Genomic DNA, 14,400 nt, shown 5'->3' with positions numbered 1-14,400 from the left:
GCCCTGCCGGGCTCGAACGGTTCGAATGTCTCCGCTCCGCTCCGGTCGTCGTAGGCGAACGTCCCCCGGACGTTCTGCGACGTCTCGTTCTCTCAATAAGGTTTCCGATGGAACAAAGGGAATCATGTTCGCGAACCGCATGACACCGGACGGCTGGTTTGTCCGGGAGGACGGAAGCTGGGATGAGAAGCGGTAAGGACACCGAGATCAGGATCCCATAAAAACTGAACAAAGACAGGAAAAGGTCGGCACGGGAATGTGCCGACCTTTTTTCAGACGCAAATCCCCGGAAAACACTTGCAATCCGGCCATTTTCTGCTATACTAAACTACATTAACGCTTTATTAAACTAATATGGCAGACTAAAATGAGAGGAAGTATGAAAAATGAATGGAGCAATCATCGGTGTTTTTCTTGTGATCATTGCCTATCTGGTGATGATGCTGGCAATTGGTTTCATCTATTCGAAAGGGAACAATGACTCCAGCGATTTCTACCTTGGCGGAAGAAAATTAGGACCGTTTGTGACTGCAATGAGTGCGGAGGCATCGGATATGAGCAGCTGGCTGCTGATGGGACTGCCGGGAGTGGCGTACCTCAGCGGTATCTGTGACGCATCCTGGACTGCGATCGGACTTGCCATCGGTACCTATTTAGACTGGCTGATCGTGGCGAAACGCATCAGGAGATACAGCGCAAAGACGAATTCGATCACACTGCCGGATTTCTTTGCAAACAGGTATCGCGATGATTCGAAACTGTTATTGGGAATTTCCGCAATTTTTATTATTATCTTTTTTGTCCCGTATACAGCGTCCGGATTCGCGGCATGTGGAAAACTGTTCTCCACATTATTCGGAATTCCGTATACGGCGGCTATGCTGATCAGCGCTGTCGTTATTGTCGGTTACACAGCACTCGGTGGATTTATGGCAGCAAGCTTTACGGATCTGATCCAGAGTATTGTTATGACGATCGCGCTTGTCCTTGTGGTATGTTTCGGCGTATCCATGAGCGGCGGAGTTCAGAATGTTCTTGAAAATGCGAAAGAACTGCCGGGCTTTTTATCGTTAACAGCTACATATAACAGCGAGACAGGATCCGCTTCCTCTTATGGAACCATAACAACCGTTTCTACTCTTGCCTGGGGGCTTGGTTATTTTGGAGTTCCGCATGTGCTTCTCCGCTTTATGGCGACGGAAAACGAGGAGAATATATCACTTTCCAGACGCATCGCGACGGTATGGGTCGTAATCTCTATGGCAGTTGCGATCTTTATCGGCGTTGTCGGTTACAGCCTCTCAAAGAATGGCGTGATGGCAGAGTTAAAAGGATCCGCTTCGGAGACGATCATCATTCAGGTTGCGACACTCTTAAGCCAGCATGGATTCCTCGCAATCGTGGGTGCGGGAATCACACTTGCCGGAATTTTAGCCTGCACGATGTCCACCGCAGATTCCCAGCTTCTTGCGGCATCCTCCGCTGTTTCTGAGAACCTGTTAAAGGGAATGTTCGGCGTAAACCTTACTGAGAAGAGAACGATCCATGTTGCCCGGGCGACGGTTCTCTTTATCGCAGTGATCGCAGTATTTTTAGCGGGAAATCCGGACAGCTCCGTATTTGGAATCGTGTCCTTTGCGTGGGCTGGATTTGGCGCTGTATTCGGACCGGTGGTCCTTGCGGCATTATTCTGGAAACGTTCCAACAGGAACGGTGCTCTTGCCGGCATGATCGCAGGCGGAGTCATGGTATTTGTATGGAAATACTGCGTTCGTCCGTTGGGCGGTGCATGGAATGTGTATGAGCTTCTTCCGGCGTTTATCATTGCAATGCTCTGTCTGATTGTTGTCAGCCTTGCGACCGGTGAGCCGTCAAAGGAGATCCAGGAGGAGTTTGAGGAAGTAAGAGCAGGAAAATAATTGCAGGAACAGATCGGTGAAATCGGAAGAAAAGACTGGAAAATTTAGGCGAAAAGAACTATAATACGCATTAAGAGACCTGACAAGTAGGTTTTTGTCAGGTCTTTTTCCTTATAAGAATATTGCAGTGAATTTATGGGATAAAAGAAAAGGAGATTGTGGATAATGGACGAATTACAGAAGAAAATTGTGGATTATGTAGAGGCAAACGGCAAGACATATCAGCAGATCGCTTTGGAGATCCATGAGAAGCCGGAGGTCAGCAATTATGAGTTTTTCGCTTCCAAGCGTCTTGCAGATCAGATTAAGAGCGTGGGATTTGAAGTAGAGATGCCGGCGGCAGGTCACAGAACCGGTTTTGCGGCGAGCTATAAATCCGGGAAACCCGGTCCGGTCATGGTTTTCCTTGCGGAGTACGATGCCCTTGTGGGACTTGGACATGGCTGTGGACATAACCTGTTTGGTGCAACTTCTTCTCTGGCGGCTGCGGCGTTAAAGAGCGTGATCGATGAGGTCGGCGGAGAGGTCCGCCTCTACGGAACACCTGGAGAGGAAGGCGGAGAAAACGGAAGTGCGAAGGGAAGCTTTGTCCGCGAGGGATATTTCAAGGACGTTGACGCGGCTCTTTCCGCACATCCGGGTGTGGGACATCGCCTTACAGAAAAAACACTTGGATGTGTTCCGATCGATATTGAATTCTGGGGTAAGGCGTCTCATGCGGCTGCGGCACCGGAGCAGGGAATCAATGCTTTAGACGCGCTGATCCAGACCTATAACTCCATCAATGCTCTTCGCCAGCATCTGAGTGATGATGTGCGGATCCACGGGATCATCGTAAACGGTGGACAGGCACCGAACACGGTACCGGATTACGCGGCAGCAAAATTTTATCTGCGGGCTGCTGCAGCTTCCACATTAAAGGATGTTTACGCTAAGGTAGAGCGGATCGTGGAAGCCTCTGCGATGGCAATGGGTGCAAAGGGCAGCATGAAGCCGTACCAGAACTGGGTAGAGAACATGGTTCCGACACCATCCTTTGATGCGGTTTATGCGAAGAATCTGGAATTGTTTGGAGAGACTGCAGATCCGGCAGGAGAGCGCCTTATGGGATCGACAGATATCGGAAATGTATCCCAGGTCGTTCCGGCGATCCAGCCGACCATCAATATCAGCGACGAGCCGATCAAGGGCCACAGCAAGGAGATGGTTGCGGCGGCATGCTCACAGAAAGGACTCGATTCGATCCTTCTCGGTGCAAAGGTTCTTGCTTTCACAGCCCTCGATCTGATCCGCGAGCCGGAGACATTAAAAAAGATCAAGGAAGAACATGCCTATGAGGTAGAGCATCAGGCAGACTGACCGGGGGGCGGATAGCTGCCTCATCTTTCCGGTGAATGTCCCGGACAAGTTCTGCGTAGCCGGAGATCACGGAAAGTGGGGAGCGGAGCTCAGGGGAGACATTGGCGATGACTTCCTTTCGAAGAACATCGACGCGGGCGGAAAAATCATTTTCTGCGAGCCGGTCCACCGTGTGCTTGATTGCAAAGATCGGCTTTGTGAAATATTCGGAGTTTCCGGCGGTGGCGGGGCACCGGCCGGAAGATAGGAAAGCGGAAGAGATCTGCTGAACCGTTATAGAAATTTCTTCATATGATCTCTGAGATTTTCCTCCATCCCGGTGAGCTCATCGGCGATCTCCATGACAGCCTTTGACGCACCAGAATACTGATTTTTATAACCGCATATGGTCTTGATCCCCATATTACAGCCGTCAGTGACAATACTGGCGGCTTCTTTGTCGCCGCCCTTTGCCAGCATACGCATTTCTGTGGACATCCATGACCAGGCAGATGCCATTTTTCCCGGTTCTTTTCCCTCTTCCTCCATGGCGCTTAAGGTCTTTTTGATCTTTGCGTCCAGCTCCTGATGTTTTTCATAGCTTTCCGTGATATCCTTCCAGAGCTCCTGATCCGACACCATATCCCGGATCTGTTCCAGGCTTTCCGCCGCCATTTTGCAGCCGGAGTCACATTCGCGGAGAAGATTGACTGAGTGCTCTTCCATCATTGATCCATCCTTTCCATAATAATTGCCATGCAGTTTCTTCAGACAGCTGATAAAAACAACAGCTATGGATCTGTCTGATATTCATCTGCAAAAAAAGTATGAGAGATACAGGGGAAAATTATGCATGGCACTTCTGGAATGTCGCTGACATGCCATAAGAATTCAAGGACGGCGGAACGTATTCTGCCGCAGACAGAAAAACTTAAGAAAATGAAAAGCAAAGGACAAGAGGGATCAGTTGAATCCAGACCCCATTTATGTTATGATGTTAACGTTCGAAAACGAATTATGCTGAATACTGGAGGAAAAGCTTGGAAAAGACAGAAGCAGAAAAAATTCTGAAGGAAAAACTGGAAACCGCAGAGAAGATCCTTGTGGGAATCGGCTCTGAGTGGAAGAAAAAAGAAGGCGCGGAGGAGGAAGAGATCCTTCATGCTGCCGAAAAGTTAAAAAATTTTCTGGATGGAAAAGATTATTATATCATAACTTCACTGTCCGGTGAGGATGCGGACCGGCTGGGCTTTTCTGCCGGTCATATGGCAGTTCCCCATAGCGTATCCTTTACGGAAGAAGCGTGGAAGCATTATACCTTATGGCTTTCCTGCACCCTGAACCGGAACACGGTGCTCCTGGAGTTGGGGGAAAACTATAAAGATCCGTCCCTGATCCGCTGGCCCTTTGAGAAGACAGCAATGTTAAACAATAAGGCGTATCTGTTCCGGGTTCATAAGATCTTTTCTCAGGTGCCGGAGGAACTTTCTGGGAAATCATGTCCGGTGGCGGAGGTATCGTTTAAATTAGTGGATGATTTCTTAGAAAGAGTGTAACTGTTCAGGAGGTTTGAGCACTTGCTGTGTTGACGGTAAGAAAACATAAAATTATGAAGGTACTGAAGCGTTACGAATAAATACAACAAGGAGGAAATATGGCTGCGATCGCAAATGACTGGTTGGTCCCTATGAGCGGGGAATTCAAAAAGCCGTATTACAGGAAATTATACGAGACCGTAAAGAGCGAGTACGAGACAAAGGAAGTCTACCCGGCGCCGGATGACATCTTCAACGCCTTTGCGTTTACTCCGCTCTCAAAAGTAAAAGTAGTGATCCTGGGACAGGACCCGTACCACGAGCCGGGGCAGGCGCATGGACTGAGCTTTTCCGTAAAGCCGTCGGTGGAGATCCCGCCGTCTCTGGTCAATATCTATAAGGAACTTCATGAGGACTGCGGCTGCTATATCCCGAACAATGGATATTTAAAGAAGTGGGCAGATCAGGGTGTGATGCTCTTAAACACAGTCCTGACCGTTCGTGCCCATGCGGCCAACTCCCACAAGAATATCGGCTGGGAGGAATTCACGGACGCCGCGATCCGCGTCTTAAACGAGCAGGACCGCCCGATGGTATTTATCCTCTGGGGACGCCCGGCGCAGATGAAAAAGCCAATGCTGACGAATCCGAAGCATCTGATCCTCGAGTCACCGCACCCGAGCCCGTTGTCCGCCTATCGTGGATTTTTCGGCAGCAGACCGTTCAGTAAGACAAACAAGTATTTAAAAGAGAACGGGATCGAGCCGATCGACTGGCAGATCGAAAATATCAACTAGCAATCTGGCGTGCGTCAGCGGGTTCGGAAAAATGCGCCGCAAGCTTGCTTGCAGAAGCATTTTTTTGAACCTGTTGACATAGGGCGGATGCCCGAAGCTTCTTGTTTTCATGACAATGAAAACAAGAAGACCGCACGCTATATTCAAAATATAAAGCATAGGAGTGAATATGAGCAACTTTATCGAATTTCTAAAGATCGTCGTATTCGGTGTCGTCGAAGGTTTCACCGAATGGCTTCCGATCAGCAGCACCGGTCACCTGATCCTTGTGGAGAATATCGTCCACCTGAATGTATCAGAAGAATTCATGAACGTGTTCCGCGTCGTGATCCAGTTAGGCGCAATTCTCGCGGTACTGGTCCTGTATTTCAGACGGCTGAACCCATTTGATCCGGGGAAAAAACCGGCACAGAAGCGCGCCACATGGCATCTATGGTTTAAGATCATCATCGCCTGCCTTCCGGCTGCCGTGGTCGGAATCCTGCTTGACGAAGTGCTTGACAAGTATCTCTATAATCCATATGTGGTAGCGGCGATGCTCATCATCTACGGTGTTATTTTTATTGCCTTCGAGAACCGCAACCAGCACGCGGAATTCCGCATAAAGAAAGTATCCCAGATTAGTTACCAGACCGCATTTTACATCGGTCTCTTCCAGCTTCTCGCGCTGATCCCGGGTACATCGAGATCCGGCGCAACGATCCTCGGTGCGATGATGCTTGGCTGTTCCAGAACCGCCGCATCGGAGTTCACCTTCTTCCTTGGAATTCCGGTCATGTTCGGCGCCAGTCTCTTAAAGATCCTTCACTACGGCCTGGCATTCTCCGCAATGGAGCTCTTCTTCATGGCAGCTGCCATGGTGATCGCCTTCGTCGTTTCCATGTACTCGATCCAGTTCTTACTCGGATATGTCAAAAAACATGACTTCAAATTCTTCGGATACTACCGCATCGTCCTCGGTGTGATCGTCCTGATTTATTTCGGACTGACTGCGATCCTGACAAAATAAAGAAAAACAAGAGTTTCCCGGAATCCATCCGGATGGGTACAGAATAGCAGCCCACCGATGGATTCCGGGATTTCTTTTGCGTATTACAAAAACACGGGAATTGTGACTCTATTTCACAGAACCGTGCATGTTTCATCACACTTTCATCACATTTCACTGGTACACTATGTCATGTAGTTAAGGAGAGGAAAGAAAAAGAGAGAGTCCTTAAGTACAAAAAGAAACATCGAAAATTTCAACACAGAAAGGAGATTCCTATTATGTATGATGAAAATAAATGGAACGAAGTAAATAATGAAAACGAAAAGAAAAATAATGAACAGCCGGTAAACACACAGAACACTCAGAACACCCAAAACGGAGCCCAGCAGCCTCAGGGTGAGCATACAGGAAGACAGGTCTACGGAAGACTTGGTTCCGGTACACAGAACGGTCAGCCGTATAACGGAAATCCGAACGGCCAGAACGGTTACTACGGCGGGCAGCAGCATCAGCAGTATTACGGAAACCAGAACCAGTACACGAACCCGTATCAGCAGTACGACTATTATCAGGGACATGGACAGAATCCGAACGGAAACGGAAACAGCCACCACGCTTCGAAGAAACACTCCTACGCCAAGACGACAGCTCTTGTCACAGCGGCAGCGCTCCTCTTCGGTGTCGTATCCGGCGGAACGATGTACGGAGTCAACCGTGCGGCCAACACCCTGTTGCCGTACCAGAGTTCCCAGCTAAACGCCTCCTCCGAGACCATCGGGCAGACGACCCAGATCCCGGCAGCGAACACATCCACAACTTCCAGCAACGGTGTTGTTATTGAGGATGTCTCCGCGATCGTGGACGCAACCCTTCCGTCTGTCGTATCGATCACAAATACCCAGGTCTACCAGAGCAACACCTGGTTTGGACAATCCCAGACCTACGAAGTCCCGAGCAGCGGTTCCGGCATCATCGTCGGACAGAATGACTCCGAGCTTCTGATCGTTACAAATAACCACGTTGTCAGTGATTCCGAGGGACTTACCGTGACGTTCGCGGATGAGAGCACTGCGGACGCGGCCATCAAGGGCACAGACTCCGAGGCGGATCTCGCAGTGATCGCAGTTCCGCTCGACAAGATCTCCGCTGACACAAAGGGCAAGATCAAAGCGGCGACACTCGGTGATTCCGATTCCTTAAAGATGGGGCAGGGCGTTATCGCCATCGGCAACGCGCTTGGACTTGGCCAGAGCGTGACAGTCGGACATGTAAGCGCGTTAAACAGAGAGATCAAAGTTGACGATGCGACTAAGACCGTCATCCAGACAGACGCAGCGATCAACCCAGGCAACAGCGGCGGAGCTCTCTTAAACTCCAAAGGTGAAGTTATCGGCATCAACGAAGCAAAGTACGCGGATACAAGTGTTGAAGGCGTCGGTTACGCGATCCCGATCTCTAAAGCAAAAGACATCATCGATGACCTCATGACAAGGACCACAAAGATCGCGGTTTCCGAGTCTGAGCAGGGCTATCTCGGAATCCAGTTACAGAACATTGATGAGTCCATGGCAAAGATGTACGGAATGCCGCAGGGTGTCTATGTCTACAAGATCATGGAAGACTCCGCAGCCGCAGGTTCCGATCTTCACGAGAAGGACATCATTACAAAGCTGGATGGTGAGAAGATCTCCAACTACGCGGACCTTGCAAAGCTTCTGACTTACTATAAATCCGGTGATACCGTAACATTGACTGTCCAGTCTCTTGTAAACGGCAGCTATCAGGAGAGAGAAGTCCAGTTAACCTTAAAGCAGCGTCCGGCTGAGTCTGACAGTGAAAACAGTCAGAGCCAGGGCGGACAGCAGGATCAGAAACCGGCGCAGAGCCAGTCTAAGATCGGAAAATAATAAAGAGTCGATATAAAATAGAGAAACAAGACCGCCTCCCTGGAGTGATCACGGGAAAGGCGGTCTTGTTTTGTAAAGGTATAAAGGTTTTATCGAAAAGTTCCTGAAAACATGTTTACAGGAAATTCATGAACGTGGTCAGTACCATGGAGTTGAAGAAGTCAACGAATAAGCTTCCTACTAACGGTACGATGAAGAATGCTCTCGGAGCTGCACCGTAGCGCTCAACGAGTGCTCTCATGTTTGCCATAGCGTTCGGGGTAGCGCCCATACCGAAACCGCAGAATGCAGTTGTCATGGCAGCTGCCTCGTAGTCACGTCCCATAACGTTGAATACAACGAAGTTCGCGTACAGGAACATAACAATCGTCTGAACAAGCAGGATGACGATCATCGGAAGAGCAAGTGCTGCTAACTGCCAAAGCTTTAAGCTCATCATAGCCATGGACAGGAACAGATTTAAGGAAAGTCCGCCGAGGGCGTCAATCTCAACCATCGGAAGTTCTTTGTGCTGGACATCCCAGATATTGCGGATCGCTGCTGCTGCGAGCATAGCGCCGATATAAGTCGGGAATGTCAGGTGGCATACATCTTTGAAGAATGTGAAAATAAGAGTACCGAGACCGATGGCAACTGCTAAAAACATTGCGGATGTTGTGAATTTCTGACCATCAACGGCCGGCATAACCTCAGCTGTCTCGTTGCCTTCCTCAGCTGCTGTGGATTTTAAGTGGAGTTTTTCAACACGGGCACGTGCGATCGGGCCGCCCATCATACTTCCGGATACAAGTCCGTATGTAGCTGCCGCGAGAGCAACTGTGGTAGCGCCTACAACGGCGTAATCTGTTTCAAGAAGCGGTCCGAAGGAACCGGATGTTCCGTGTCCGCCTACTAACGGCATGGAACCCATACATAAGCCGAGCAGCGGATCCAGACCAAAGGCTGCTGCGAGACCGCTGCCAACTGCGTCCTGGATGACACAGATGGCGACTGCGAGTCCGAGGAACAGAAATACCTGAAGTCCGCCCTTTTTCAACAGACGGAAGCAGGCTGTGAATCCGACGCTGCAGAAGAAGACCGTCATGAAGACACTCTGTAATGTTGTGTCAAAGGAGAGTTCCAGAATTCCTGCTGCGTATAACGCCAGATGAGCAAAGGCGAATACGATACCGCCGGCAACCGGTGCCGGGATGCAGTACTTACTTAAGAATGAAAGTTTGTTGACCATGAGTCGTCCGAGACAATAGACGAGAGCGCCGAGGGCGCAGGCCTGGTACATGTCGAGCTGTAAAGTGATCATAAGATTTACCCCCTCTTATATAGTTGTTCACCAGGTAACGGTTCAGTGAATTCACAGCCGCGGTCAAGCCTGTGTTACTTACGGTCGGTGCAGGGAATGCGCTGACCTGCCAAACAGTTACTTAGTTGCTACAATTTCATGTTAAATTCAAACTACAAAAAACATCAAAAAAATACAGGGGGCAGAGTTCAGATACTGTTAAGAGGAAAGATGATTCTGTCAGAAAATTTACACATGGTTTTTAGGTTGCGGGAAGACTCAATTTGCATTATAATAGGTTATAATTCTGTAAAAACAGGCAGAAAACGCGTGGACAGGCCGCGGCCTGTATCCATGAGAAACGATAGAAGGTTCAGGGAGAAAAAATTTGGAAGACAACAAAAATAACGGATATGAGAAGATCTGCTGCATGTGCAGACGGACGGAGAGTCAGGCAGGAAAAATGATCACGCTGCCGGGCGGATTGCAGGTGTGCCGGGACTGTATGCAGAGATCGTTTGATATGATGATGGGAAGCGGTATGGACTGGACAAAGATGTCCGGGATCACGCCGGAGCTGTTGAAAAATATGTATCTGAATCCGATGGGAAGCGGAGATAGAGCGCAGAAGCAGGAGAATACCGGAACTGCTGCGGGTAAGAAAGATGACGTGAGCGAAGCGGAAAAACAGAATTCTGTGGATAATCCGACTGAAGCAGACACGGATGAGGACGCAGAGCAGACCGTTGTGGATGCTGACGAGACCGAAGATGGCGATGATTTCGAGGAGGACGGTGACGGATCAGAGGGAATTCCATTGGGAAATATTTTCGGAATCCCGGTGGGGCAGATCGACCTCGGCGCCCTCATGGGCCAGGGCCATAAGCGCAGGAAAAAGAAGAAAAAAGTAAAAAAGGAGCTGTTTAAGCTCAGCGAGATCCCGGCCCCCCATGCGATCAAGGCGCAGCTCGACGAGTATGTGATCGGCCAGGAGCAGGCGAAGAAGGTGATCGCTGTCGCAGTCTACAACCACTATAAGCGTGTATTTTCCAAGACATCCCCGGATGCCGGGAAGTACGGAACCGATGTTGACATCGAAAAGTCAAATATCCTGATGATCGGACCTACTGGAAGCGGTAAGACGTATCTCGTAAAGACTCTGGCGAAGCTCCTCGATGTGCCGCTTGCGATCGCGGACGCTACATCCTTAACAGAAGCAGGTTATATCGGTGACGATATCGAGAGTGTTCTCACAAAGCTCCTCGCAGCGGCGGGCGGTGATGTGCAGAAAGCGGAGATGGGCATCGTGTTCATCGACGAGATCGATAAGATCGCAAAGAAGAAATCCACGAACACCCGCGATGTCAGCGGCGAGTCCGTGCAGCAGGAACTCTTAAAGCTTCTAGAGGGCGCGGACGTGGAAGTCCCTGTGGGAACAGGCCAGAAGAATGCCATGACTCCGATGGAGATGATCAACACCGACAATATCCTCTTTATCTGCGGCGGCGCGTTCCCAGATCTTGAGAATATTATCAAGGAACGCCTGACGAACACCACGTCCATCGGTTTCGGCTCTGATCCGAAGGATAAATATGATAAGGATCCGGACATTCTCTCAAAGGTCACAAACCAGGATCTCAGAGAATTCGGCATGATCCCGGAGTTCTTGGGAAGACTTCCGGTGACCGTGACACTTCAGGGACTCACGAAGGAATTCCTCGTGCGGATCTTAAAGGAGCCGAAGAACGCGATCTTAAAGCAGTATAAGAAGCTTCTCGCCATGGATGAGGTAAATTTAAACTTTGACGATGATGCCCTGGAATGGATCGCAGAGCAGGCGCTCAAAAAAGACACCGGTGCGAGAGCGCTCCGGGCGATCATCGAGGAATTCATGCTCGATATCATGTTCGAGATCCCGAAGGACCCGGAGATCGGTTCTGTGACGATCACCCGCGCGTATCTGGAAAAACACGGTGGCCCGCGGATCGAGATGCGGGAGTATTCTACGGCGGACAAGAAGGCGGCTGCTCTGCCGGGGCCGACGGAAGCCTGTTACAAAGCTGAATAAATATGAATCCTGCTGATAGTGTCTGCACGGCATCGGATGTTATAAATTAAAGGTTTCTGAGATGTAAAAAAGCTTCATACAGATTCAGCGTTCCATATCCGAACTCACGGTTCGGGTATGTGAGCGCTGGATTTCTTTGTGCCCCACGGACGAAGATGGACTTTAGCACCGGCGTGTTGAGATATGGATAATTTGCATTGAGGACGCCCCAGTTCAACAGGATCGCCGCGGCACCGGCGAGGTGGGCGGCGGAGACGGAGGTGCCGGACATTCTTGTGAGACGTCTTCCTGAGACGGACGCGCCTAAGATGTTGACACCCGGGGCAGCGAGGTCCGGCTTTATCCGGCCGGACAGGCTGTAGCCGCGGCTGGCGTGGATGTAGATGCTGTTTTTGGTGTGGTCGTAGGCGGTGACAGTGATGGGATACCGGGCATTTCCGGGATCCGTGATGGTCGTATCGGGATCCGGGCGGAGAAAATAGGTCTCATCGGAGATAAAGCCCCGGACCGGCAGCCAGATATGAAAGGTCTCACGGATGTCCAGAGAGTTCCGTATCAGGATCCGCCAGATCCCGGACATGGGGTTTTCGAAGCGCATGAAGATAAACTGGCTCCCGGAGCTCACATCGGCGATCTGGGTGTAGACTGTGATCTGGGTCTGTTCCAGGAGAAAGGACACCGTGTTCTCGCCCCGGAGCGGAACGGAAATCTCCCGCGCAACTTCGCCGGTCGGTGAGATAAAGCCCACCGTGTAGGCACCCATGTTCTCCGCCCAAAGTTCCATGGAAAAACCGGCTTCCCGTTCCCCCACCCGCAGCTCCGCGGTGACTTCATCCGTATCTGCGTCCATGACAGCCCGGAAGTGATGTCTCGCCCCGGTCTCGTTCCCGGCAGCGGTGATGACGGCGGAACCGTTTGAAAGGCTGACCTGGTTTAAATACTGCCCGAGGCGGCTCATTCCCATGTGGCTTCCCATATTGGTGCCGAGAGGAATGCAGACGACGAGGGGCATGGAGTATTTTCTGGCGAGAAAATAGAGATAGGAGACGCCCATCATGATATCGTTCTCCTGGTAGGCCTCTGCCCCGTCCTGGATCAGGTAGAAGTCACGGAGATACTGCTTGGCGGGTTTTAATTTCACCATGGCGATGGATGCCTGCGGTGCCGCCCCGGAAAATCCCGCCCGTTCATCCCGGTTCCCGGCGGCAATGGAAGCGAGAAATGTTCCATGTCCGTTTTCGTCCCGGGTGGGGACGATGGAGGCGGGATTGTCGGAGTTCAGGGCCAGGTTGATCTCCTCGGCAGTGTATTGCGTGCCGTAGAGAGCTGAGAAGGCAGAAAATGGTTTTGCAGTTTCATTCTCTATATTGTTAGAATTATCTGAATTATTTGTCTGGTCCCATATCCCAATAATTCTTGTACTTCCATCTACATTCCGAAACAGCGAATCTGTATAATTGATCCCCGTATCCACAAATCCCACAATAACTCCCGCGCCCTGATTGTTCAGCACCGGAAGCTCCCCCGCTGGCGTGATCCCGGCAGCATCCATACTTGTGACATCCAGAAGACTATATAGCTTTGGAACTGCCGAATATGTATAGGAAGTATAAGTAGAAGGTGTCACTGTGGAGAGCGGAACATAGACGACCGCCAGCGTAGAATTCACAAAATCAATGCAGTCTGTCCCCTGTGAACGAATAAACTCTTCAGGTGTAGTAAAATAAGGTGCGATAAAATCCGCAAAATCTTCCGACGCGACAGAATTTGTACATGACATGGCTGATACTCCGCAGAAAATGGTTCATACTATATATGTATATGAGGGACAAGGGCACATGTTCCAAAAAAAATTACAGGATCAGAAAACGGGAAGAGGAACGAGAGGCGTAAATGAAATGGGTAAGAAAACGTGTGAAAATGGTGCCGCAGTCTGACCGTGAAATAAGAAATATATGGACGGACCCTTTAAAATGTTGTAATATAAGGATATCTGTGAAAGTATGCAATCATGTAAGATAGAAAAGAAAGGGGAATCGCAATGTTTGGATTTTTGACATTCGGAACGACGCTTGCGCTTACAGATCTGGCTGTAAAAAAAGAGATCGAAGCCAGACCAGATGAAGAATTCCCGAAAACCGTAAAAGAATCAGGCGGCCTGATCCGCCTCTACAAAAACCATAATCCGGGCTTTTCCTTCGGATTCATGAAGGAATACCCGAAACTTGTGGAGATGGTCCCGGTCTGCATGCTGTCGGCGGTAGCCGGTGCATGGGCATATGTGATCGGAAGGAAGGGACGCGTGCTGGAGAAGACGGCGCTGACCTTGGTGCTGGCCGGCGGAGCGAGCAACCTTTATGACCGGCTCAAACGCGGATATGTGGTGGACTATTTCAGCATCCAGTGGAAGAAACTGAAAAAAGTGGTCTTCAACCTGGGTGATATCTTTATTTTTGTCGGATCTGCCCTGTTTGCGGCAGTCCAGCTCGTGGAGGAGCTCCGCGAAATTCTTCCGAAAGAAAAAATCTTTGTTAAGGAAGAAGAGTAATTTAGGCAGCAGGACATA

General features: G+C 50.0%; 12 protein-coding genes. 9 read left to right on the top strand and 3 right to left on the bottom strand.

What is annotated here, in order from left to right; all coding sequences use genetic code 11:
* The 3 genes from DW677_RS18395 to DW677_RS15260 form a co-directional block, all read left to right on the top strand.
* The coding region (locus DW677_RS18395) for a hypothetical protein (protein ID WP_181968376.1) at nucleotides 1-196 on the top strand (196 nt) is incomplete at its 5' end.
* 190 nt (nucleotides 197-386) lie between these two features.
* Entirely contained in the window at nucleotides 387-1,919 is a 1,533-nt protein-coding gene (locus tag DW677_RS15265; RefSeq protein ID WP_117567724.1) for a sodium/proline symporter, read from the top strand.
* A gap of 165 nt (nucleotides 1,920-2,084) precedes the next feature.
* A complete protein-coding gene (locus DW677_RS15260; RefSeq protein WP_117471117.1) occupies nucleotides 2,085-3,278 on the top strand; it encodes a M20 family metallopeptidase in 1,194 nt (397 codons plus the stop codon).
* Nucleotides 3,279-3,551: 273 nt separating this feature from the next.
* On the opposite strand, the gene DW677_RS15250 is transcribed toward DW677_RS15260, so the two are convergent.
* A complete protein-coding gene (locus DW677_RS15250; RefSeq protein ID WP_117471115.1) occupies nucleotides 3,552-3,983 on the bottom strand; it encodes a hypothetical protein in 432 nt (143 codons plus the stop codon).
* A 314-nt stretch (nucleotides 3,984-4,297) separates the two neighbouring features.
* Between DW677_RS15250 and DW677_RS15245 the strand changes: the two genes are divergently transcribed.
* From DW677_RS15245 to DW677_RS15230, 4 genes are all read left to right on the top strand, one after another.
* Entirely contained in the window at nucleotides 4,298-4,813 is a 516-nt protein-coding gene (locus DW677_RS15245) for a hypothetical protein (protein ID WP_117505143.1), read from the top strand.
* Between the two features lie 98 nt (nucleotides 4,814-4,911).
* Nucleotides 4,912-5,589, top strand: a complete 678-nt coding sequence (locus DW677_RS15240; RefSeq protein ID WP_015553905.1) for a uracil-DNA glycosylase — start codon at nucleotides 4,912-4,914, stop codon at nucleotides 5,587-5,589.
* Between the two features lie 169 nt (nucleotides 5,590-5,758).
* Nucleotides 5,759-6,598, top strand: coding sequence for an undecaprenyl-diphosphate phosphatase (locus tag DW677_RS15235; protein ID WP_015553904.1), 840 nt, complete (start codon nucleotides 5,759-5,761; stop codon nucleotides 6,596-6,598).
* Between the two features lie 260 nt (nucleotides 6,599-6,858).
* Entirely contained in the window at nucleotides 6,859-8,487 is a 1,629-nt protein-coding gene (locus DW677_RS15230; protein WP_015553903.1) for a trypsin-like peptidase domain-containing protein, read from the top strand.
* 115 nt (nucleotides 8,488-8,602) lie between these two features.
* Here the strand turns inward: DW677_RS15230 and gltS are convergent, their stop codons facing one another.
* Nucleotides 8,603-9,787: a sodium/glutamate symporter gene (gene gltS, locus DW677_RS15225; RefSeq protein ID WP_015553902.1), complete on the bottom strand. Its 1,185-nt coding sequence runs from the start codon at nucleotides 9,785-9,787 to the stop codon at nucleotides 8,603-8,605.
* 367 nt (nucleotides 9,788-10,154) lie between these two features.
* On the opposite strand from gltS, the gene clpX reads away from it, so the two are divergent.
* The gene (gene clpX / locus DW677_RS15215) at nucleotides 10,155-11,834 is read left to right on the top strand and encodes an ATP-dependent Clp protease ATP-binding subunit ClpX (RefSeq protein WP_347473198.1); all 1,680 of its coding nucleotides are present in this window, start codon (nucleotides 10,155-10,157) and stop codon (nucleotides 11,832-11,834) included.
* Between the two features lie 46 nt (nucleotides 11,835-11,880).
* Here clpX and DW677_RS15210 read toward each other — a convergent pair whose 3' ends face one another.
* Entirely contained in the window at nucleotides 11,881-13,614 is a 1,734-nt protein-coding gene (locus DW677_RS15210; RefSeq protein WP_117567723.1) for a S8 family peptidase, read from the bottom strand.
* A gap of 261 nt (nucleotides 13,615-13,875) precedes the next feature.
* Between DW677_RS15210 and DW677_RS15205 the strand changes: the two genes are divergently transcribed.
* The gene (locus DW677_RS15205) at nucleotides 13,876-14,382 is read left to right on the top strand and encodes a signal peptidase II (RefSeq protein WP_117567722.1); all 507 of its coding nucleotides are present in this window, start codon (nucleotides 13,876-13,878) and stop codon (nucleotides 14,380-14,382) included.
* Nucleotides 14,383-14,400: the final 18 nt, after the last annotated feature.

The organism is Clostridium sp. AM25-23AC, assembly GCF_003435125.1.
Taxonomy (GTDB): Bacteria; Bacillota; Clostridia; order Lachnospirales; family Lachnospiraceae; genus Pilosibacter; species Pilosibacter fragilis.
Note: the sequence above shows the minus strand (reverse complement) of the source record. Positions and strands in the feature narration are given on the sequence as shown.

What these genes read in the sequence shown, in the direction of transcription:
- DW677_RS15265 (WP_117567724.1), top strand. Translation starts at nt 387, where the DNA reads ATGAATGGAGCAATCATCGGTGTTTTTCTTGTGATCATTGCCTATCTG.
- DW677_RS15260 (WP_117471117.1), top strand. Translation starts at nt 2,085, where the DNA reads ATGGACGAATTACAGAAGAAAATTGTGGATTATGTAGAGGCAAACGGC.
- DW677_RS15250 (WP_117471115.1), bottom strand. Translation starts at nt 3,983, where the DNA reads ATGGAAGAGCACTCAGTCAATCTTCTCCGCGAATGTGACTCCGGCTGC.
- DW677_RS15240 (WP_015553905.1), top strand. Translation starts at nt 4,912, where the DNA reads ATGGCTGCGATCGCAAATGACTGGTTGGTCCCTATGAGCGGGGAATTC.
- DW677_RS15235 (WP_015553904.1), top strand. Translation starts at nt 5,759, where the DNA reads ATGAGCAACTTTATCGAATTTCTAAAGATCGTCGTATTCGGTGTCGTC.
- DW677_RS15230 (WP_015553903.1), top strand. Translation starts at nt 6,859, where the DNA reads ATGTATGATGAAAATAAATGGAACGAAGTAAATAATGAAAACGAAAAG.
- gltS (WP_015553902.1), bottom strand. Translation starts at nt 9,787, where the DNA reads ATGATCACTTTACAGCTCGACATGTACCAGGCCTGCGCCCTCGGCGCT.
- DW677_RS15210 (WP_117567723.1), bottom strand. Translation starts at nt 13,614, where the DNA reads ATGTCATGTACAAATTCTGTCGCGTCGGAAGATTTTGCGGATTTTATC.
- DW677_RS15205 (WP_117567722.1), top strand. Translation starts at nt 13,876, where the DNA reads ATGTTTGGATTTTTGACATTCGGAACGACGCTTGCGCTTACAGATCTG.